Source organism: Leptospira weilii serovar Ranarum str. ICFT (genome assembly GCF_000332415.1).
In the GTDB taxonomy this organism is placed as follows: Bacteria; Spirochaetota; Leptospiria; order Leptospirales; family Leptospiraceae; genus Leptospira; species Leptospira weilii_A.
Genome location: NZ_AOHC02000012.1, coordinates 248,131 through 270,000 on the forward strand (window position 1 = coordinate 248,131; position 21,870 = coordinate 270,000).

Sequence of the window (21,870 nt, forward strand, 5' to 3'; positions counted from 1 at the left end):
AAAATGTATGGCCGAAACGTCGAATTCGAAAAACAACACTTCGAAAGAAGTAAAGGCCAACGAGAAAAATTCTCGATCAGAAACATTAGAGGAAAGTAAATTAGAAAATATGAATTCTGAAGAATCAACACAAACAACGGAACAAACGCCGACGACGGAATCGGTACAAAATCCTGAAACCGCCGATCCGGAACGTTCGCTTCAAACCGAACTGGAAACCGCAAAAAAAGAAGTGGAGTCCTTAAAGGATTCCTGGGCCAGAGAAAGGGCCGAATTTCAAAACTTCAAACGCCGTTCCGCGCAGGAGTTCGTTTCGATTCGCAAGGAAGCCGTCAAATCGCTCGTCAGCGGTTTCCTAAATCCGATCGACAACTTGGAAAGAGTCGCGGCCACACAAACAACCTCAGAAGAACTAAAACCCTTCGTGGACGGGGTCGCGATGATTCTCAAGGAATTTTATTCCGTATTAGAAAAATCGAATGTAGTTCGTTTTGATCCGAAAGGAGAATCCTTCGATCCGATGTCGATGGAAGCCCTTTCCTCCGAAGAAGGGGATCAATACGCGGAAGAGACGGTGATAGACGTGTATCAACCCGGTTATTACTACAAGGAAAACGAAGACAAGTTTACGCTTCGGCCCGCAAGGGTTCGGATCGGTAAACCGAAGGCATAATTAGAATCTCAAGAAAGTATAAAGGAGAAAAACAATGTCCAAAGAAAAGATTATAGGAATCGACCTAGGAACCACCAACTCGGTCGTATCCGTTATGGAAGGCGGAGACCCGGTCGTTATTCAAAACTCCGAAGGAGCGAGAACCACTCCTTCTATCGTAGCGTTTACTGCAAAAGGGGAAAATCTGGTCGGTCAGTTCGCGAAGAACCAGGCGATCACCAACGCGGTTAATACCATTCGGTCCGCAAAACGATTTATCGGACGCAGACTCAGCGAATGCGAATCCGAAATGAAACACGTTTCCTACAAAGTGGTTCGTTCCGGAAACGAGGGTGTTAAGTTTGAAACTTCCGCGGGAGAATTCACTCCTCAGGAAATTTCCGCTCGCGTTCTCATGAAAATGAAACAGACGGCGGAAGACTATCTCGGCCAAAAAGTAACCAAGGCGGTGATCACCGTTCCCGCTTACTTCAATGACGAACAACGTCAAGCGACTAAGGACGCGGGAAGAATCGCCGGTCTCGACGTGGAAAGGATCATCAACGAACCGACCGCCGCCGCGCTCGCCTACGGTTTTGATAAGAAACATATCAATTCCAAAATTGCCGTTTACGATCTCGGCGGTGGAACGTTCGACATTTCCATCCTCGAACTCGCGGACGGAGTTTTCGAAGTGAAGTCCACGAACGGGGACACTCACCTGGGAGGAGACGACTTCGACATGGCGATCATGGAATGGATGATCTCCGAGTTTAAAAACCAAACCGGTATCGATATCTCTGCGGATAAGAACACCGTTCAGAGATTGAAAGAAGCCGCTGAAAAAGCGAAGATCGAACTTTCCGGAACGATGTCCACTCAGATCAATCTTCCGTTTATCACCGCGGATGCTTCGGGTCCGAAACATTTGGATATGACTCTTTCCAGAGCCAAGTTCGACCAACTTACAAAATCTCTTGTAGATCGTACGAAAATTCCATGCGAGAATGCGCTTCGCGACGCCGGACTCAAAGCTTCCGAAATCGACGAAGTGATCTTGGTAGGCGGTTCGATTCGAATTCCCGCCGTTCAAGAACTCGTAAAACAGATCTTCGGAAAAGAACCGAACAAATCCGTAAACCCGGACGAAGTCGTTGCGGTGGGCGCCGCGATTCAAGGCGGGGTATTAGCGGGAGAAGTTTCAGACGTACTTCTTCTGGACGTAACTCCTCTTTCCCTCGGTATCGAAACCTTAGGCGGAGTGATGACCAAACTGATCGAAAGAAACACCACGATACCTACCAAAAAATCCCAGGTGTTTTCTACGGCGGCGGACAATCAATCGGCCGTATCGATTCACGTTCTTCAAGGGGAAAGAGAAATGGCTTCCGCAAACAGAACGCTGGGTCGTTTTGATTTGATCGGTATTCCACCCGCACCGAGAGGAGTTCCTCAAATCGAAGTTACGTTCGATATCGACGCGAACGGAATCGTTCACGTTTCGGCAAAAGATCTCGGAACCGGTAAGGAACAAAAGATCCGTATCGAATCCTCTTCCGGATTGTCCGAAGACGAAATTCAAAAGATGGTCAAAGACGCGGAAGCGCACGCGGCGGCAGATAAGGCCCAGAGAGAAGTGATCGAAGCGAAAAACGAGTTGGATACGATCGCTTATTCTCTTGAAAAAACCGTGAACGAAGCGGGAGATAAAATCGGAGAGAACGAAAAACAACTCGCAACCGATGAAATCAAACGCGCTCGGGAAGCGATCGAAAGTAACGATAAGGCGAGAATAGAATCCGCGAAAGCTTCGATTTCTAAAATTGCTTCCGATATCGCGACTAAGATTTATTCACAAAGCGCACCCGGGGCGGAACAACCAACGGGATCGAACGGACCCGACCAACAAAGGCCGGACGATCAGGGCAATTCCGCGAACAACGGGGAAAAGGTCGTCGACGCGGATTATACCGTTGTGGACGATGAGAAAAAGTAAGAATTTATGGAGCGATCCGAGTCAAGTCCATAAGTCCCGAAAGCATATTCGATATTTCTATATTTAGATTTTTTGAATATAAGAAATTTAAGTTTGAAAAGTCGATAAAACTTTGAAGATTAACCGTGTGCGGAAGTTTAAAAAACTTTCCTACGCGGCATCGTCGAAAGTGTTGAAAACAAAGTCGAAAAAAAAGAGCGGAACGTTCAGCACAACTTTGGAATAAAACAATGAGTGAAAGAAGTTACTATGATATTCTTGGAGTTTCCAAGAGCGCTAACGACGAGGAAATCAAATCCGCATATCGTAAGTTAGCGATCAAATATCATCCCGATAAAAACAAGGGTGATAAGGAATCCGAGGAAAAATTTAAAGAAGCCACCGAAGCCTACGAGGTTTTACGGGACGCGAAAAAACGTCAGGCTTACGATCAGTTCGGGAAAGCAGGTGTCGGAGCAACCGGCGGCGCCGGATTCGGTCAAGGCGCCTACACGGACTTTTCCGACATCTTCGGAGATTTCGGAGATATCTTTGGTGACTTCTTCGGCGGCGGAGGCAGAGGCGGTTTTAGCGGCGGAAGAAGATCCGGCCCACAAAGAGGGACCGACTTGCGCTACAACTTAGAAGTCTCCTTGGAAGACGCCGCACTCGGCAGAGAATACAAAATCGAAATTCCTCGCTTGGAATCTTGCGGAGATTGTAACGGCTCCGGAGCGAGCAAAGGGAGTTCGCCGGTCACTTGTACGGATTGTGGCGGTTCGGGTCAGATCCGAAGAACCCAAGGATTTTTTTCCGTAGCCACTACTTGTCCCACTTGTAGGGGAAAAGGAACGACGATTTCCAATCCTTGCAAGTCTTGCGGCGGACAAGGTCTTCAAGAAAAACGCAGAACGATCAATATCAAAATTCCTCCGGGTGTGGAAACCGGCTCCAGACTCAAAGTATCGGGAGAAGGTGAAGCCGGACCCAACGGCGGACCTCACGGCGATCTCTATGTAGTGACACATATAAAAAGGCACGAACTTTTCGAACGTCAAGGAAACGATCTGATTCTCATCCGTAAGATCACCTTGGCTCAAGCGATCCTGGGAGCGGAAATCGAAGTCCCAACGATCGACGGCAAAAAAGCAAAGATGAAAATTCCGGAAGGAACGGAATCGGGCCAAGTATTCCGGTTGAAAGGTCATGGAATGCCCTATCTCGGAGCTTACGGTAAAGGAGATCAACACGTTGTGGTAAAGATCGAAATTCCGAAAAAGATCACGAGAAAACAAAGAGAATTGATAGAAGAATTCGCGAGAGAATCCGGGGAAAACATTCCAGGCTCCAAGGGAAAAATCTTTACAAAGTAAAAAGACTTCATTCTTTGATTTAAAAAATTTTAAAGTCCGGTGGAAACGAATTCTAAAATCCGTTCGTTTGTTTCTATCGACTGAAAAATTATAGGGCCGCAAAAGTTTAGGATCCGCTTTTATAAAGAACCGGGTAAGGAACCCGAATCACGCATTCAAGATGCGTAATGAAAAGGAAATACAATGACGGAAAGAATAAAACTCGGTGTAATCGGAACCGGACATATGGGCCAGTATCACGTAAACGTGGCGAAAACCCTTAACGATGCGGTCCTTGTGGGAATCTACGACTCGGATATCGAAAGAGCCGAACAAATCGCGGAAAAACATAAAACCTCGGCGTTTGCAACGATCGACGAGTTGATTTCGAAAACGGACGCGATCGTCATCGCCGTTCCCACTTTTTTACATCATGAAATCGCCAAAAAAGCCCTGGAAGCCAACAAACACGTGTTAGTCGAAAAACCGATCGCGGAAACGACCGAACAAGCCAAAGAACTCGTAAAAATCGCCGCGGACAAAAATCTGATTCTTCTCGTAGGCCATGTGGAAAGATTCAACGGCGCCGTATTAGAATTAGGTAAAATTGTTAAAGATCCCTTGCTCATCGAATCGAGAAGGCTCGCTCCTTTTAATCCGAGAATCAAAGACGTGGGAGTCGTCCTCGACATGATGATTCACGACATAGATATCGTGTTGAATCTGGTCAATTCGCCCGTTAAAAAACTCTCGGCGTCCGGAACAAAGGTTTTATCCGATCACGAGGACGTCGCAAGCGTCTTACTCGAATTCGAAAACGGCTGCCTCGCAAGTATCACCGCGTCCAGGGCGACTCAGGCAAAAATCAGAACCTTGAATATCACTCAGAAAGACGTGTACATCATGCTCGATTTTACGGATCAGGAAATCGAACTGCATAGACAGGCCACTTCCGATATTCTTCTTTTATCCGAAGAGATTAAGTATCGTCAGGAATCGATCGTGGAAAAGATTTTCGTTCACAAAGACAATCCTCTCAAACAGGAGCACGAACATTTTATCCGTTGTATAAAAAAAGAAACGGTTCCGATCGTACATAGAAACTCGGACGTTTCCACTTTGGAAATCGCCTATCAAATTCTTTCTGAAATTCACGGAACTTCTAAAAAGTAATCCGGTCTAAAATTGGTTAAAACATGGAAGACACTTATAACGGAAAAATTCTAATTTCCAACTCTTCGATCGTTATGGATTACTTCAACCAAACGGTTATCTTACTCGTGGAACACGACAGTCAAGGCGCCTTCGGTTTGGTGCTGAATAAAAGACAAGAAACTTTCATCGGAGAAGTCATCCAAGGCATCCCGAATCACGTTAGTCGAAATCTTACGATCTATTCCGGAGGTCCGGTCGATCCTACGTTTATATCCGTATTACACGAAGACGATAAAATTTCTCAACCGGGAGTCGAAGTGATTCCGGGTCTGTATCTCGCGAGAAGTTTCGACACTCTTCTGGAATTATTGGAGTCCGCTTCCAAGTTTCACGTATACCAAGGTTATTCCGGTTGGGGCGCGGGCCAATTGGAAACCGAGATGAATCGTAAGTCTTGGGTGATTCACGAAGCCACAAAAGATTTTGTTTTAAATCAAGATCCCGAAACGACCTGGCAGGAAGCTCTTAAAAGTAAGGGCGGAATTTACAAGTATTTCATAGAGCATACCAAAGACCCTATGTTGAACTAAAGCAGTTTTTAACCTTTACAACGAGGTCCGAATTTTTAGGATTAGAAAACGAGAGGTTAAAGTATGAAAAAATTTCAAGGTCTGTTTTTTATTTTTACGATTCTAATTTCTTTCTTCCCGATCAAAAACCTTTCCGCAGACGGTTGTTATATCTGCACTTCCGGATCCACGGACCTTTGCAGAGACTATTGCAGATACGTCGGCTCCGATACTTTTGATAACAGAAAAAAATGTCAGGACAAAGGTTGTAAGGTAGGCGGAACCGCTTCCTGTCCGTCCGCTTCCAATTACAAGGTTTGTTCCGTTAAACTGAACGTTTCCACTCCGGAACTTTTCGTTTCGAACCGATAATAAAAATCCTCATTAATTCGACGTATAAATCTTCGTTCGTAATTTATAAAATTCTTATAGAGCCGAAAAGCGTTTGATTTTCATCGACGCTCTTTGGACGTTTTCGTAAGTCGTAAACCGGTCGACACCGACGACCGTAAATCTGCGAAATAAAAACGATCTCAAAACTTCAAAGCGCCTTCATAAAACTAACGGGAGGATTTTTCCACTCTCCTCTTAGGTTCCAATAATAAACCGAAGTGGTCGCAAAAATCGTAAACACATATACGATTCCATACTCAAAAAACGGATGTGAGGATTGTATCTCTAAAACTTGTCGACCGATCAAGACACTCGCAGCCCAAGCTAACAACAAGGCCAACAAAAACGAAAACGTTCCCAGAAGAATTCCTTCCCACAAAAAAACCTTTTTCAAAAAACCGGACGTTCCGCCGATGATACGCAACAAAGTCGTCTCTTCGATTCTTTCTTTGCGACTCGAGTTCAAAGCGGTCAAAACGAGCAACAACGAGGCTCCCAAGATCAACCAGGTCATCAATCGAATCGTAAAAGAAATTTTTTCCAAAATCCCAAGGAAGGCGCGCACGGCCTTGTCCGTATCGATGATCGTTAAATTCGGATATTTCGAGATCAGATTTTTCTGAAGGTCGTATCTTGTTTCCTCGGACTCGATCCTTAAAGAACTCAGATAATAACTCGGAGCCTTTTCCAAAATTCCTTTGGAGAACAAAACGACAAAGTTCGGCCTCATGTCCGCCCAGTTTACGGTTCTGAAGTTCCGAATCACACCGGTCACTTCCACACCTCCGACAAGAAAAGTCAGACTGTCTCCCAAGTTTACTTTTAAATACGTGGAGAATTCCTTTTCGATCGAAATTTGATCCTCTTCCCCCTTTCTCCAAAAATCTCCGTCTACGATTTTTTCCGTAGGATACGGATCGTTTCGATACGAAAGAAAATATTCCCGGGTTCTCGCGGTGGATCGCCAATCTCTTTTGAAGGCGGAGGTTTCGGTTTCGTCCTTCTTTACCGTTTCCCCGTTGATCTTGGACAATCTCGCTCCGATCACGGGCGCAACGATCACCTTCTCCGCGCCGAATTCCTTCGCAATTTCTTCGAAATGTTCCTTTTGTCCGGCTCTAATATCCATCACGAAAAGATTCGGTCTTCTTTCCTTATCCTTGGCTCCGCTGTATTCCAAAAGACTTTCGCTTACGATCAGAGACAAAAGAAGTATAAAAAGAGAACTCGTCAAACCGATGACGGAAAGCGAAAGAGAGGTTCCAGGTCTGTCGAATTTTCCGATGATAAATCTTACCAACGGAGAAAAGTCGCTTTGATCCCTGGACCCGGAAATCAATATTCTAATTCCGGAATATACTAAAAATACGATCAACGGTAGAACGAGTAAAACAGAACAGAGAATCAAACCTTTCAAAGGGCTTTCGGTTTCCCACCAGGCCAACATAAAAAACAAAAGAAACAGGATCGAATATCCTAGGACCTGAGTGATTCTGAATCGAGGAACTCGATTCGTTTCCTCTTGAAATTCCTGTTTGAGGGCGAGGATCGGTTTTAGAGTTCGAATCTCGATCAACGATTCTATGGAAGAGAAAAAAGGAATTAAAATTCCGATCAAAAACCCCCAGAGTAGGGAGGAAAATCCCAGAGTCGGTTGAAAACTCAGTATCTCTTCTCCCGCAAGATCGGGAATCCATTTCAACAATACGTTTCCGAATAAGACGCCTAAAATCGAACCGATCCAAGAAAAGAAAAACAATTCTCCCAAGACGATATAACTTACGGTTTTCGGACTCGCTCCCAAACACTTCAAAACCGCCAGCGCTCCCGACTTTTCCCGGATGCCCGCTCTGCTTACGAGCAAAATGGAAATTCCTCCCAAGAAAAACGCGGACAAACCGAGGAGACTGAAAAAATCCAACGTGTTTGTCAAAAATTTTCTGGAACCGGAGTTCGTTTCCGTCGAGTCGTAAAGAGTTAAGTCTTTTTGAATATACTCTTTAAAATTCGTTTCCTTATACTTTCCCGCAACGGAAGGATCCTTGAGTTTGATCGGAACCAAATAACTGATTCTCGAACCTCTTTGTTCCAGTCCCGTTTTTGCAAGAGAGGATCCGGATATGATCGATGTGGGAGCCATGGAAAGAAAACTTCCGGCGATTCCCGGTTCTTTCAGAACTTTTCCTTTTAAAATAAATTCCCTTTCTCCCAGCGAAACGGAGGATCCGATCTTTAGTTTTAAATTCTTAATCAAACTCTCTTCGAGTAGAATTTCCCCTTCTTTGAGTTTGCGATAAACACCCGCGGGTTCCGTGACGATCTCGCCGTAAAACGGAAAACCGCCCGACATGGTTTTGATCAGGGACAGGGAAGTTTCGTCGTTTTCCTTGTTTCGAAGCATGGAAGCAAACTGCACGAGTTCCGAGGTTTCAGAGCCTTTGGGAAGGCTTGTGGACATAAACTCCCTTTGCTCCCGAGTCAACGGAGAAGAGGATTGAACGAGCAAATCGGAGCCCATTAAATTGCGCGCTTCCTTTAAAATGGAACGGCTCAATTCCTCTCTGTAAGCGTGAATCGCCGTAACGGAGCCGGTTCCGATCGCGATCGCCAATACGATCTGCAACGCGGAACTTTTTCTGGATTGAAAGTCGCGTGAAATGGATTGAATCAATAATTTGAATTTCATCTTTTTTTCCGAGAAACCTTTTTCTTTGCGGCCGGACGTTGGAAAACGGGCTTTTTATTTGCGGAGGAAATTTTGGAATTTTTTAAGGAGCGATTTTTCTTTCCCGGAATTTCTTTGACGATACGTCCATCACTCATTTCTAATACACGATCGGCGAGTTCCGCCACGGAACGATCGTGAGTGACTACGATTAACGTCGAAGAGGTTTTTTGATTCAACTCCGCGAGAAGATTCATCACCATCTCTCCGTTTTTTTTATCCAAGTTCGCGGTCGGCTCGTCCGCAAAAAGAATTTTCGGATTGTGTATGAAAGATCTTGCGATCGCGATTCGTTGTTCTTCTCCTCCGGAAAGTTGTCCCGGAAAGTTGGATGCCCTTTCTTTCATGGAAACTTTTTCCAACCAAGTCAAAGCCCGATCTCTGATTTGAGTGGAATTCAATTTAGAATTCAACACGAGAGGTAACGATACGTTTTCCAACGCGTTGAGAGATTTTATCAACTGAAAATTTTGAAAGATGAATCCGATCTTCTCTCCTCTCAGCCTTGCAAGTTCGTCTTCGTTCTTTTTTAAAAGAGGAACACCGTCTAAAACGACTTCTCCATCGTCGGGGCGATCCAAACCCGCTGAAATAGCGAGCAATGTGGACTTTCCGGAACCCGAAGGTCCGATGATCGCGATGAATTCCCCTTCTTCAATCCGAAAGGAAACGTCTTTTAATACTTCGAGTTTTTTTCCGGAAACTAAATAAGACTTATTGATATTTTTTACTTGTAACAAACCAAACACCTTTCCTTATCGGATTGAAAAAAAAATAAATTTCCAATCGATCGACTATCCTAGATTGGAAACCCGCTTTTAAAAAAGCATTCCACATAAAACAAAAGATCGGATTTTTTTAAAAAAAAATTCCACTTATTTCCGATCGAGGTCCGTTATTTTTTTTTGACTCTAAACAACCTGGTTTTTATAACGTAATCTCCGATTCGCCGGGAAGGGATGTTGTTGGATCCAATTTCTTTCCGGATTTATTGACAGTCTGTAAATAAAACAAATCAGTATGGATATATCTGGGAGCAAAATGCAATTACTTGAAGAAAAAGAAACAAAGCCGAAAGAAGTCCAAATCTTGACTTGCACCGGATGCAGATCGAAAGTCGCACAACTTTACCAATACGATCTTTGCAAATCTTGTTTGAGTAAAACGTTTCAAAGATTGATCAAGGTAATCGACTCAGTAAGAAAGTAAGGATCGAAATGCAATATCCGTTTCAGGAAGTAGAATCCTTTTGGCAAAAATTCTGGGAAGAAAACAAAAGCTTTCAGACAAACATCCGATCTTCTAAACCGAAATTCTACTGCTTGGATATGTTTCCTTATCCTTCCGGAGCCGGACTTCACGTAGGTCATCCGGAAGGATATACGGCAACCGACATTCTTTCCCGATTTAAAAGAATGAAAGGTTTCGAAGTTCTGCATCCCATGGGTTGGGATGCATTCGGTCTTCCCGCAGAACGTTACGCGATGCAGACCGGAATTCATCCGGCAATCACCACAAAAAACAATATCGATAATTTTCGCCGCCAAATTCAGAGGATCGGTCTTTCTTACGACTGGTCCCGAGAGTTATCCACGACGGATCCTGATTATTATAAATTTACACAGTGGATCTTTATCAAACTCTATCAATCCTGGTTCCATCCCGAGCTTAAAAAAGCGGAATCCATCCACACACTCATCCAAAGATTTTCCACAAAAGGCTCTGCGGGCCTGGATTACGAGCCATTCAGCGCAGAGGAATGGAAACAATTCTCCGTCGCCAATCAAGAAAAAATTCTTTCCGATTTCAGATTGGTGTATCAGGCCGAAATTCCGGTAAACTGGTGCGAGGCGCTCGGAACCGTTCTCGCCAACGAAGAAGTGGAAGAATGGGTGGGCAAAGGTTACGAAGTCGTTCGCAAACCGATGCGTCAGTATATGATGAGAATCACCGCTTACGCGGATCGTCTTTTGGAAGATCTCAAACTCGTTCAGTGGCCTCCTTCTACTTTAGAGATGCAAAAAAACTGGATCGGCAAAAGCGAAGGTCTGGAAATCACATTTCCGTTTAAAAAAACCTTAAACGGCGGCTTGGACGGAATTCGAATTTTTACCACAAGACCCGATACGATTTTCGGAGTGACTTATATGGTCGTGGCTCCGGAACATCCGATCGTTTCCGAAATCACAACTCCCGAACAAAAACAAAAGGTGGAAGAATACCAAAAACTTTCTTCCTTAAAAAGCGATTTGGATCGGATGGAGTTGAACAAGGAAAAAACCGGCGTTTTTACGGGCGCTTTCGTTCTCAATCCCGCCGATCCTTCTCAGGAAATCCCAGTTTGGATCAGCGATTACGTGTTATACGGATACGGAACCGGAGCGATCATGGCCGTTCCCGCTCACGATCAACGAGACTATGAGTTCGCAAAAACATTCGGACTCAAAATTCTTCCGGTCATCAAAGGGGAAATCGCGGACGCGGCCTTCGATTCTAAAACGTCGACCTGCATCCACTCGTCTTCTTCCGAAATTTCTATCGACGGATTGGATTATACTTCCGCTTCTTCCAAGATTATCGTTTGGGCGGAATCCAAAAAGATCGGAAAGAAAAAGATTCAATTCAAACTCAGAGACTGGCTCTTTGCAAGACAAAGATATTGGGGAGAACCGATTCCGTTGGTTCATTATCCTTCCGGAGTCACAAAGCCGATTCCCGAATCCGAACTTCCATTAGAACTTCCTAATTTAGAAGAGTTTAAACCTTCCGGTACGGGAGAGTCCCCTCTCGCCCTCGCCAAAGAATGGTTACAATACAAAGATCCGGAAACTGGAGAAATCGGAACCAGAGAAACGAACACGATGCCTCAATGGGCCGGTTCTTGTTGGTATTACCTGCGTTATATCGATCCGAAAAACGGAAAACTTTTTTGTGATCCCGAGTTGGAAAAGAAATGGATGCCCGTCGATCTTTACGTAGGCGGTTCCGAACACGCGGTGCTTCACCTTCTTTATTCGAGATTTTGGCATAAATTCCTATTCGATATCGGAGTCGTTTCCACTCAGGAACCGTTCGCCAAACTGATTCATCAAGGTTTGATCCTCGGAGAAGACAAACGTAAGATGTCCAAGTCTCTGGGAAACGTAGTCAACCCCGACGACGTCATCCAAGAATACGGGGCGGACAGTTTGCGGCTTTTCGAGATGTTTATGGGTCCGCTCGAAATGGTAAAACCCTGGAGTACGAGGGGTGTGGAAGGTGTATTCCGTTTTTTGAATAGAATCTGGAGACTCTTTCATTCCGGAGAAGGAGAATCGTTTCGTTTAGACGAGATCGCGCCGACTCCGGAAGAATTGAAAATTCTTCATAAAACGATTCAAAAAGTCGGCGAAGACATTCCGAACTTTTCTTTCAACACCGCGATTTCTCAACTGATGATTTTTGTGAACGAGTTTACTCCTTCGGAAAGAAGACCGAAAGAAGTGTTGGAATCTTTCATTCTTCTACTGGCCCCGTTTGCTCCGCATCTCGCGGAGGAACTCTGGAAACGTTCCGGCAGAAAAGAATCTCTTACCGACGCAAAATTTCCGGAAGCCGATCCTCAATATCTGATCGAATCGGAAATTCTGATCGTGGTTCAAGTAAACGGAAAATTACGAGACGAGTTCAAAGCTCCGAAAGAAGTTTCTCAGTCGGATGCGATTTCTTTGGCTAAAAATCTGGATAAAATCAAGGGAATTTTGGAAGGAAAAACGATCCGCAAGGAAATCTACGTTCCCGGAAAGTTAGTCAACATCGTGATCGGTTGATCCGAGCCGGAACACTTTCAATTCTTCAAAGATTGACAAAATTCCTGAAAGAATGGAATCTGAATTCCACAAACCAGGATATAAACACTCGAGGATTTGAATGAAAAAAACAATCTCCTTTTTAACGGCAATTGCTGCCTTGTTCTCCGCTCTTATAACCGTTTCGCTCTCGGCCGGACCGGAAAGAAAAATTGAAACGACGGTTCACGACTTTATGGAAGATTATGCGAAAGCCGCAGTCAAAGCCGCAAAAAAAGGAAAACCGGAATACATCGAAAAAATCCTGACTACAATTCCGGACTTCGCACTCGAAGAACAAAAAGCCAAGTGGACTGAAATATCTCAGGAAGCCTTGAAGACGAAGGACTACGAACAGTCCTGCAAATCCTGTCACAAAGAATTTAAGAAAGAATACAAAAAAACTTATAGAAAAAGACCGATTCAAGTTTCTCCGGAATTGATCTCCTATTTGAAGGAACTCAAAAAATAAATTTTTGATTTATGAATCTAAATTTCCGATTTCCTTTGAGGTAATCGCTTAAGCTTAGTTTTATATTATAAAAAGGAAAATTTATGTCGGACTTAAAAATCATCAGCCTTTATACGATGGCGATCTTATACATCGTAGCGGGAATACTCCATTTCGTATTACCAAAATTTTATCTGAGGATTATGCCCCCTTATATTCCTTATCCTAAATTTGTAGTTTATCTTAGCGGCGCGATCGAAATAGAGCTCGGAGCGATGTTATTGTTTTCCGATACGAGGCAACTCGGAGCTTGGGGAGTGATCCTTTTATTGATCGCCGTGTTTCCGGCAAACTTATATCATTATCGATCCAGAAGAAAAACCGATCCTCCGAAATGGGCTCTACTTTTAAGGCTCCCCCTTCAGCTTTTATTGATTTATTGGGCTTATATCTTCACCTAAAATTCAATTTTTAGAATATTCCGGAAAAATTAATTGGAATATTTTCTCAACTCTTCCATTCCGGGAAGATTACTTAAATCCGGAACGATTACGATCTCGATTCTTCGATTTGCGGAACGATTTTCGGGGGATGTATTCGGAAGCGCGGGTCTGGAGGCTCCCATACTCGCGGCGCTGATTCTCACTTCGGGCATACCCGCCTTAATCATCGTGTGAAGAACGTTAAGCGCTCTTGAGGAAGCCAATTCCCAATTCGTATAACCTTTGATACCGGTAGGAGTATCGTCCGTATGACCTTCTATTTGAAAACGTTTTCCTTCCAAAGAAGCGAGTAATACGGTCACTTCCCGAATCGCCGCAGTTCCGGCGGGGGATAAAAATGCGGAACCCACCGGAAAGAGAATGTCCGAGGAAAGAACTACGACCATCCTTCCGTCTATGATCTTGATTTTAAGTTTACCCGCGTCGATTAAGGATCGAAAAGCCGACATCAGTCCTCTGTATTCCTGAATTCTTTGCTCGGATTCTTCTTGAATTCGTTTTAATTCGTCTAAAGAACGGGAAAGATCCCCTTTTTCTCCAAGAATCCTTTGGTTTTCCAATTTCGACTCTTCGTAGGACTTTAGAAGAGATTCATATTTCGAATTGGAAACACACCGGGCCAGGGTCAAAATAACAAAAACAGAAAGAAACTTAAATTTCATGAAATTCCGCCGAAATAATATCTATTTTATTTGTCGGCGAATCGTAAAAAAACAAAAGATAGATGAATGAATAAAAAAAATCTTTTCATCAAGTAAACAATTGAGTACGCTACGGAAGAAGAGAATCAAATGAACGAATCAATTTCCAAATCCATCGGATTTTTCCCCTTAATACTCTTTTTGACGATTTTCTACCTTCCGAATTCCCTGGCTCCTCAGGATAAAACGCCCGCCGGAACTTCCGTCTCGGGAAAGTCCGTCGAAGGAAAAAGAGAACTCAGGGTTTATTTGGAAGAAGTCAGAAGAAATCTACAGGATTCCGGATATAACATAGACAAAAAACATCAATTCAACGGCGCGGTCTTCAAAGGCAACTCGGTTATTTATAAAATTCATCTTCCATTTATCCAAGAAGAAGGGATTCAAAAATATAAGTTGGGAATCGGTTTGGCGCACGACGACTCCGCTCATTCTTTTCTGGTTCAAATTTATAGAAGTGATAAAAAAGATAAGAAGATCGCTGCTATTTTTTCCGCGTATGCCGATCCGGTTTTCTTTTACGAGTTCGATTACACGAGTTCGGGGAATCATTTTTTAGTCGAAATCACTTTAGAAGACTCTACTTCAAACGTTGCAAATTTCGAACTTTTATTCAGCACCTTGATAAGTTATCAAGCCGGCAAAAATAAAAAAGACGATAAAGGCAAATATAATCCCAACCAAAATAATCCGGGCTTCGGACCTTATCCTTCCATCATTCCGAACGAGACTAGGAATTATTTTGAGGTTTTTAAAAAAGAATTTTGACGTTGAATGATGGAATATTATGATATTTGAAAAGGGTTTTAGGATCGTTCCGTAAGTGGAGGTCCGTAATTCCGGAGTTAGCGAAAAAGTGTTAAGAAAAGACGGAAGTCCTCTATATCCCCTAAATAGAGACTATAAAAATTCACGTGAAAGAATCTTAGAGGGCGCTGCGATCGCGTTTTCACGAAAGGGTTTTCACGGAACATCCCTAAGGGAAATCAGCAAAGAGTGCGGCTTAGAACAGCCCAGTATTTATCATCATTTTCATTCCAAAGAAAATCTTTTTAGAAAGGCTTTGATCACTACACACTTACTCATTCTCAACGAGATCAGAAGGAAAATCGTTCGAGATCAAGGTCTGAACGTTGAAGTGATTTCCATATTCAAGGCGGTCGCCGAAGTCGCAAAAGTCTATCCCGATAAGGCAAGATTGCCCTTCAGTCTGATTTATTCCGCCCCCGTAAATTTACAAAACGAATACAGCGAAAGATACGGTAGCCAATATAGAAAATTACTCGAAGTCGCTTTTCAAAGAAACGAAAAGATTCGAATGAAAGAAGAAAAACTTTCCCTTTGTGTGGATCTTTTACACAGTTTGATTCTCGCCTGTTCCGTGGAGGCTTTATACTTGGATCGGGTTCGCAGTTTGGAAGAAAGGGTCCGGTTGATTTTGGAGTTTTAAGGCCGCAACTAACGATTAATTTCTAATATTTGAATATTCGGAATTTTGATACATAGATCGATTTCGCATTGGCGTTCGAAGGGCTCTTATAAAAAAATCCAAACCTTTCCCCTCAATTTTTGAAACGGAACGAGACCGTAATTCCTGGAATCCGTCGAGTTCTCTCGGTTATCACCTAACACTAAAAAGTAACCGGGAGGAATTCTACCCGCGTCTCCGATCGGAACGTTACCTTTGATCGCGGTCATAGGAATCATCGAAAGAGAAGGTGCGATCGTTTTAAAACCCGGTTTTAAGAACGTCTCTTGAAGAGGTCCGTCGTTGATTAGGACTCGATCGTTTTCAAAACGGAAATAATCCCCGGGAAGTCCGACGACTCTTTTTAAACTCAACTCTTCCTCAAGCCCGTCCAAAACGAGAACCTCGAAACGGTTTACCCGACCTTCCAGGAAAGAGATTTCCCATTTTCCGATGCGGGCCGGAAAACCGAGTTTTGTGACTAAAATTAAATCTCCTTCCTTATAAGAAGGAGCCATCGAGTAACCTGCAATGAAGTAAATTTGAAATAAAAAAATCCGTATCAAAAGAATCGTAAACAAAGAAAGAAAAACGGGAAGAATAATACGTAAGTATTTTCTTATATTCTCATTCATTACGAGATTTTTCATAAGACCCTAATACATTTTTTCGAGTCTTATTTAAGGTGGCAAATCGAAAAAGTCCGTTATGGAGATTGGATTTCGGTAAATCGTAAAAGACCGTGAGAGTTTTTAATCTTGGTGATTTTCAATTTACCGGCAAATTTATTTTTGGCGAACTCGGATAAGGACTTATCCCACTGATCTTCGATCAGGACGAACTTTTCCTCCGGATGTGATCGGAGAATTTGCGCCAAATCTTTCGGATCTTTGATCAAAAGAATCGTTTGAGAAATATAATTGAGTCCGAACGTATTGGCGATATTGAGTTTTCGAGTGATGAAAACCTTGGACGAATCCCAAGGGATTTCCGATTGAATACGCGCGAGTTGGACGGAAATTCTTCTCATCAGTTTTATGACTCGTAAATTTACGTCAACAGTATATACGATTAAAATTCCGAACGCCAATAATATTATATTTTTATAATTTATTTTTCCGATAAGACCGTCGTATTTAAATCGGTTGCCCTTGGCATCGCCAAGGATTTCCGGTTTCTCTACGGTTGTCCCACTCCCCGGATTCGGCGCGATGTTCTCTCCGAATCGTATTGCAGAGTGTTCGCCTTTTTGCGATTTCAGATCTTGTTCCGATAGAAAATTCGTATTTTGAAACAACTCGTAAATATTCTTCGGATTGTTTGGAATTTTAATCTCTTTCAAAAGCAATAGGGGGATAAAAATGCTACAAGTCAAATACCGAGAGCCCCAGTCGATATTGGAATCGTTCGGAGTAAGAATACTCACTAAAATCAGATTCAAACCGAAAGTAAGGATCCAAATCTTAACGTTCTCGTTTGTTTTTTTCCATTTCCAAATACCGAATAAAACGATAAAAAAATACCAAGGGCAATAACCCAACAAACCCAAACGACCGCTTCCCGCAAAAAGTAAACTTTGAATGTCCGAAATTTTGGTAGCAAAATCGAGATCCAAGATCGTATCGTTCGAGGAGATCCTTGGGCCCAAAATAGAATCGTAATTTATAAAATTATAAAGTACAAATATGGAAAACGATAACGTGAAGCCGAAGGAAACCGAAAAGATCCGCTTTAATTCCTCGTGAGAACGTCCCTCTTTAGAAAATGTTTTGATTGTGAACGTCGAACTTACCAAACACACGACTAAAATCAAAACTTCCGGTCTATACCAACAAGCAAAACCGAACAAGACCCCGGAAAAAATCGTATGAGAAAAACGATTTCCGAAAAAAAGAGGATTGTCGTCGTAAAGAATTAGAATTCCCGATAGAACCAGAGTAGCCGCAACTGCAACGTCCGTAAAAGAAATAAAATGATGAAACAGAGGGGTTCCGATCGCCGCAACGATCGATATCCAAGTTCGTTTTGAAATTCCGTTTAAAATGATCGTATATAAACCGAATAGTAGCGCCGATAAATATAAAATCCATTCCGGATGTCCGATCCAAACAAAAGGAACTGTGATCAGAGTATTTGCAAAAGGGAACGGTGCGATCTTATCGCCTCGAGGGGAATCAATCGTTTGAACGAAAAGGAAATTAAAATCGGGATCCAATCTCTTCCCTAAGTAATGAACTTCTTGTGATTGAAAATTCGATTCGATCCAACCTTTCGCCTGAAGAATTTTAACGAGACTGTCGGAAGCGAAAGAGGATTCGGGAATCGTATAATACACGACATAAAAGAAAATTCCCGCCGAAAAAATTACAAGGAACGAACGGATTGGAAGCCGTAAGGAGAAACGTTTTAACTTTTCGTTGAGCTTTTTAAGTTTCATCGCATATATAAATCAGAACTTGTCCTACGGCGTTCACAATTCAACATAATATTAAGTTTTCTGAATTCAGAGCTTTCCAAATCAAACGTTACGTTTTCTGAATTTACTACTATCCCTTACTCGGAATCGCACCTCTACAAATCATCGCAACGAACCCTAATTTGTCACTTTCAAAAGATACGTTCGAAAAAATAACTCGGTTTTTCTTTTCGAACTTTCATTCGGGATTCGGCGGAAAACGTTTATCATAACGTGTGGCGACCACTCCCTTAAAGTTCGTAACGTCCTTTTCTTTCTTAAATTTTAGATTCAGTTTTTTTTCCAAAATCACTTTCGATTCCGAAGGTAAAATCATCGGGACCTTGTGTTCAAAATTTTTGAATTCTTTTTCATTCATTTCAAAAATAGCTAATGAAGAAATCGAAGGCTCCGATCCGAGATTTTTTACGATTCGATCCAGATTCGTTTCGGAATTTAAACATAAAATTCTCCTGGAAAGATGATCCGATCCGGCGTGTCCGCAAAGAATCGGGTCCGTAAAAATCCAGAGAGAAGTTTCGTTTCGAGCGAAAAAATCCCGATAGATTTTTTCCTGTTTATCCGCGTGTTGTATGATTTTTAAAATTAAACCCGAGATCAGAAAAGAAAAAACGATCAGAGAGACCGAAAGAATTTTCCAAACTTTGGAAACGTGCGGTTTCCATTCCTCCCAAAGAATCAATAAGGGAATGACGACGAGTATAAGATATCTACCGGTGATCGTAATACCGTCGTTGGGCGCGAGAACTCCGACCAAAACCGTATTAAAACCGATTACAGTAAGCAGGAAGTTGATTTTTTCGTTTCTTTCGTTTTTAAAAAAAACATAATATACGATCGGGAGTAATAAAAAGGAGGAACAGAAAAATAATCCGAACTTAGGGATACCGTCCACGTAGTTTACGAATGTGATCGAAAAAAAACGAAGGATCCTATCCAAAAGAGAAGCGTGATCGTTTCCGTAATTAAAAATGAATCTTACACCCAGTATATGCCCGTAATCCCAAATATTCCAGAGAAAAAACAGAAACGCAGGAGTAAGAGAGAATAAAATCGCAAAAGGATTCAATCCTCTCGTTAAAAGTTTTATATTCCGCCTTGATATTACAATTTCAGAAAGTACTAAACTTCCTAAAAAAAGCAGCGATTCCAATCGCAGCCAAATCGGGATCGAACAGGCGATTAAGGCGAAATAAAGATCCCGGGGGTTTTTCGAGTTCCGATAACTATACCACCGGGAAAAACCGAAAGCGTTGAAAAGAAAGTAGATCGAATATTCGCTGAAATCCAAACTTAAAGCAAAAAGAATCGTACCTCCGTAGCCGAGTAAAATCGTTCTTTGACTTATAAACATCCTTTGCGAAAGAAGATAAAGGGAAAGAACCGTAAAAAAAGATAAGATCATCGGCATCCATTTCCAAGTGACCCCCGCCAATCGAAACGACGAGGAGAAAAGGGAAAACGCAATCGGGTACTGCCCGATAAATTTTCCGCGAATTTCTTTTGCAAATCCGGTTCCCGGAAGAAAAAAAGCCTCGTGATGAGGATCCAATTCCTGCGCGGGATATCTCAGTTCTTCCGATCGAAAACCGTTTTGGATCAAAGAATCGGTTTGCATGGCTTTTAAAGCGGAATCGGCGATGTAACTGTTTTCAGTTCCGATCCGGATATGGAGGATAGGTATGATAACGATTAGAATCCACACGGCCCATTGTTCTTTGATTTTTTGTATCATCGTTTTGATTCGATCCTTGCGAGAAAATTAAATTGGAAACGCGATTTCGTGGAAATTAAAATCGACCTTCGCGAATATCCAAAAAAATCAAACAAGTAAATTCCTTTTTTTTAAATTATAAAAGCTTAAAGTAATTTTATTTTTTTCGGTAGATTCCGTGGAGAATTTCGACGTTTCCGATCGTCTTTTTTCTTACGATTTCAATGGATTTGATTTCGGAGATCGCCTCGGAATCGAATCGGTTCAGATAATCGATCATTCCTTCTTTCGTGTTCGGATCGTATTCCAAATTTTTCATTCCTTTCGTATATTCCTTCGAATAGGCGAAGTATTGAAAAGAAATCGATCGGTTGTTTCGGAATGTGGAGATTTTTTTGAGCAGTTCGAAAAGTTCCGGAACTCCCACGGCTTGGTAAACTCTTCCTTGAAAATACAAACCTTCACCCGCCATTCCTCCGATCAAACCGTTCTGAAAAACGAGCAGGTCTTCCTCGGGTTCTTTGCGGATGAATTCCTGAATTTCCTTCGTGTTTTTTGCAAAACCTTTTGTGGTCTTGTAATAAATCCAAGTCGGCAAAATGGAAATCGTAAGGAGCGCGTAGTAAGGAATTCTCCAGACGATTTTTTCGGTTTGCAAAAACGAAAACACCCTGGATGTAAGAACGAACAATCCCGGAAGACCCGGAGTTAAATAACGAGATCCGAATTCGGCGCCTCCGTCGTTGGGCGCCATACTTGCGGCCGCGAGAATTCCCAAAATGGACGAGAATAAAAGCGGTTTTTCTTTTTCGGAAAGACTTTTCCAGTTTTTTGAGAACGAAAAAAGAAACAACAATAGACCGACGAATAAAAACGGAGCGTATCCGAAAAGGCCGAGCTTAAGATTTCCGTAAAATAAGAGATTTATAAAATTCTTAAATAGATTGAGACCCCCGGAGGAGCCGTAGTTTGCGTCGTATCTCGGACCGAGAGGGGAATGAAAAAACGACTGATTGAACCCGCAGTAACCGCCGAACAAAAGTATAAGAACCGCCGAGGTCAGAAAAAATCGCTTTCGACTTTCATCTCCTTTGGAGATTGAAAAACGAAAAATCCCCTCGTATGTCCAATAAAGTCCGATAAAGATCAGATATTCCAGTCGAAACCAATAACTTAGGGACAATAAAAATCCCCCGACAACGGCCAAAAGAACGGATCGATTTTTTTTGGATCTTTGATAGAGAACGATCCCGAACGTAAAAAGAAATAATCCGACTCCGACGTCCATAAACAGATAAGCGTTCATAACGACCGGCGACAAAATGGAAAATAAAAAAATCCGCGAGGACGGAATCTCAAATTCCTTTCCGATCAGAAACAAAACGAGCCCGATCAAAAGCGCGGATAGAAAATAAATTCCGTAAACTCCTCCGAAAGGAAAAACAAACGCATAAAGAATTCCTAATGAAATCGGAAAGGCGACGATCTTATGACCGTTTACGATCGACATCTTGAGTAGGCTGAACCTTAGTTCCGGATCGAATTCCCATCCCGGATAAAAGACGTCTAACGATCCAAAGGCGCTTAGATAGATTGATTTTCCTAAAATAAATTTTTCGTAATGATCCGCGGAAAGAAGGTATTTCGGAGGAATCGTCAAGTATAGAAAATACGAAAATACAAACGCGGCTGCGACGGAAAAATATTTGTTTTGGAAGAATCGAAGGAGAGGAACTTTCAGTTTCGAGATCATTGATTTATTTGTAAAATCCAAAATTCTAAGAATCAAAACGGAACTTTAAATCGGATCGCTTTCGATACGTTTGCCGAAAAAGGAAACGATCGTATTATGGAAAAGAAGATTCCGAATCGAAGTCAGCTTATCGAGATTGTTTCCTAGGTCAATCTG

At 42.4% G+C, this 21,870-nt stretch carries 19 protein-coding genes; 12 read left to right on the forward strand and 7 right to left on the reverse strand.

Features of this window, described 5'->3' with window-relative positions:
- Positions 1-7 precede the first annotated feature (7 nt).
- The 6 genes from grpE (at position 8) to LEP1GSC060_RS02325 (ending at position 6,075) form a co-directional block, all read left to right on the forward strand.
- A complete protein-coding gene (gene grpE, locus LEP1GSC060_RS02300) occupies positions 8-673 on the forward strand; it encodes a nucleotide exchange factor GrpE (protein ID WP_002994979.1) in 666 nt (221 codons plus the stop codon).
- Positions 674-707: 34 nt separating this feature from the next.
- Complete coding sequence (gene dnaK, locus LEP1GSC060_RS02305) at positions 708-2,648, forward strand: molecular chaperone DnaK (RefSeq protein WP_002995049.1); 1,941 nt, start codon at positions 708-710, stop codon at positions 2,646-2,648.
- A gap of 230 nt (positions 2,649-2,878) precedes the next feature.
- Complete coding sequence (dnaJ, locus tag LEP1GSC060_RS02310) at positions 2,879-4,000, forward strand: molecular chaperone DnaJ (protein WP_002995326.1); 1,122 nt, start codon at positions 2,879-2,881, stop codon at positions 3,998-4,000.
- Between the two features lie 183 nt (positions 4,001-4,183).
- Positions 4,184-5,152, forward strand: a complete 969-nt coding sequence (locus LEP1GSC060_RS02315) for a Gfo/Idh/MocA family protein (protein ID WP_002995559.1) — start codon at positions 4,184-4,186, stop codon at positions 5,150-5,152.
- Positions 5,153-5,175: 23 nt separating this feature from the next.
- Complete coding sequence (locus LEP1GSC060_RS02320) at positions 5,176-5,724, forward strand: YqgE/AlgH family protein (RefSeq protein ID WP_002995266.1); 549 nt, start codon at positions 5,176-5,178, stop codon at positions 5,722-5,724.
- 63 nt (positions 5,725-5,787) lie between these two features.
- Positions 5,788-6,075: a hypothetical protein gene (locus LEP1GSC060_RS02325; protein ID WP_002995472.1), complete on the forward strand. Its 288-nt coding sequence runs from the start codon at positions 5,788-5,790 to the stop codon at positions 6,073-6,075.
- Between the two features lie 169 nt (positions 6,076-6,244).
- On the opposite strand, the gene LEP1GSC060_RS02330 is transcribed toward LEP1GSC060_RS02325, so the two are convergent.
- Together LEP1GSC060_RS02330 and LEP1GSC060_RS02335 are read right to left on the reverse strand one after the other, a co-directional pair.
- Positions 6,245-8,782, reverse strand: a complete 2,538-nt coding sequence (locus LEP1GSC060_RS02330) for an ABC transporter permease (RefSeq protein WP_002994838.1) — start codon at positions 8,780-8,782, stop codon at positions 6,245-6,247.
- The gene (locus LEP1GSC060_RS02335; protein WP_002994989.1) at positions 8,779-9,561 is read right to left on the reverse strand and encodes an ABC transporter ATP-binding protein; all 783 of its coding nucleotides are present in this window, start codon (positions 9,559-9,561) and stop codon (positions 8,779-8,781) included. Before LEP1GSC060_RS02335 ends, LEP1GSC060_RS02330 begins: the two co-directional genes overlap by 4 nt.
- A 301-nt stretch (positions 9,562-9,862) precedes the next feature.
- On the opposite strand from LEP1GSC060_RS02335, the gene LEP1GSC060_RS20230 reads away from it, so the two are divergent.
- The 4 genes from LEP1GSC060_RS20230 to LEP1GSC060_RS02350 all read left to right on the forward strand — a co-directional run bounded on the left by LEP1GSC060_RS20230 (position 9,863) and on the right by LEP1GSC060_RS02350 (position 13,560).
- Entirely contained in the window at positions 9,863-10,030 is a 168-nt protein-coding gene (locus tag LEP1GSC060_RS20230) for a hypothetical protein (protein ID WP_002995040.1), read from the forward strand.
- An 8-nt stretch (positions 10,031-10,038) separates the two neighbouring features.
- Positions 10,039-12,630 (forward strand): leucine--tRNA ligase, encoded by a 2,592-nt coding sequence (gene leuS / locus LEP1GSC060_RS02340; protein ID WP_002995549.1) that lies wholly within the window; start codon positions 10,039-10,041, stop codon positions 12,628-12,630.
- 100 nt (positions 12,631-12,730) lie between these two features.
- Positions 12,731-13,120: a hypothetical protein gene (locus LEP1GSC060_RS02345; protein WP_036095151.1), complete on the forward strand. Its 390-nt coding sequence runs from the start codon at positions 12,731-12,733 to the stop codon at positions 13,118-13,120.
- Between the two features lie 83 nt (positions 13,121-13,203).
- Positions 13,204-13,560, forward strand: coding sequence for a DoxX family protein (locus LEP1GSC060_RS02350; RefSeq protein WP_002994960.1), 357 nt, complete (start codon positions 13,204-13,206; stop codon positions 13,558-13,560).
- 29 nt (positions 13,561-13,589) lie between these two features.
- Here the strand turns inward: LEP1GSC060_RS02350 and LEP1GSC060_RS02355 are convergent, their stop codons facing one another.
- Positions 13,590-14,264 (reverse strand): OmpA/MotB family protein, encoded by a 675-nt coding sequence (locus tag LEP1GSC060_RS02355; protein ID WP_002995417.1) that lies wholly within the window; start codon positions 14,262-14,264, stop codon positions 13,590-13,592.
- Between the two features lie 129 nt (positions 14,265-14,393).
- Here LEP1GSC060_RS02355 and LEP1GSC060_RS02360 point away from each other — a divergent pair, with 129 nt between their 5' ends.
- Both LEP1GSC060_RS02360 and LEP1GSC060_RS02365 read left to right on the forward strand, forming a co-directional pair.
- Positions 14,394-15,071: a hypothetical protein gene (locus LEP1GSC060_RS02360; protein ID WP_002994871.1), complete on the forward strand. Its 678-nt coding sequence runs from the start codon at positions 14,394-14,396 to the stop codon at positions 15,069-15,071.
- Between the two features lie 88 nt (positions 15,072-15,159).
- Positions 15,160-15,753 (forward strand): TetR/AcrR family transcriptional regulator, encoded by a 594-nt coding sequence (locus tag LEP1GSC060_RS02365; RefSeq protein WP_036095219.1) that lies wholly within the window; start codon positions 15,160-15,162, stop codon positions 15,751-15,753.
- 86 nt (positions 15,754-15,839) lie between these two features.
- Here LEP1GSC060_RS02365 and lepB read toward each other — a convergent pair whose 3' ends face one another.
- From lepB to LEP1GSC060_RS02385, 4 genes are all read right to left on the reverse strand, one after another.
- Entirely contained in the window at positions 15,840-16,406 is a 567-nt protein-coding gene (gene lepB, locus LEP1GSC060_RS02370; RefSeq protein WP_036095220.1) for a signal peptidase I, read from the reverse strand.
- A gap of 71 nt (positions 16,407-16,477) precedes the next feature.
- Positions 16,478-18,208 carry an LA_3751/LA_3752 family putative glycosyltransferase gene (locus tag LEP1GSC060_RS02375; RefSeq protein WP_002994895.1) on the reverse strand — a complete coding sequence of 577 codons (1,731 nt, stop codon included), beginning with the start codon at positions 18,206-18,208 and terminating at the stop codon, positions 16,478-16,480.
- A gap of 217 nt (positions 18,209-18,425) precedes the next feature.
- Positions 18,426-19,982: an LA_3751/LA_3752 family putative glycosyltransferase gene (locus tag LEP1GSC060_RS02380; protein WP_002995315.1), complete on the reverse strand. Its 1,557-nt coding sequence runs from the start codon at positions 19,980-19,982 to the stop codon at positions 18,426-18,428.
- A gap of 136 nt (positions 19,983-20,118) precedes the next feature.
- Entirely contained in the window at positions 20,119-21,714 is a 1,596-nt protein-coding gene (locus LEP1GSC060_RS02385) for an LA_3751/LA_3752 family putative glycosyltransferase (protein WP_036095221.1), read from the reverse strand.
- Positions 21,715-21,870: the final 156 nt, after the last annotated feature.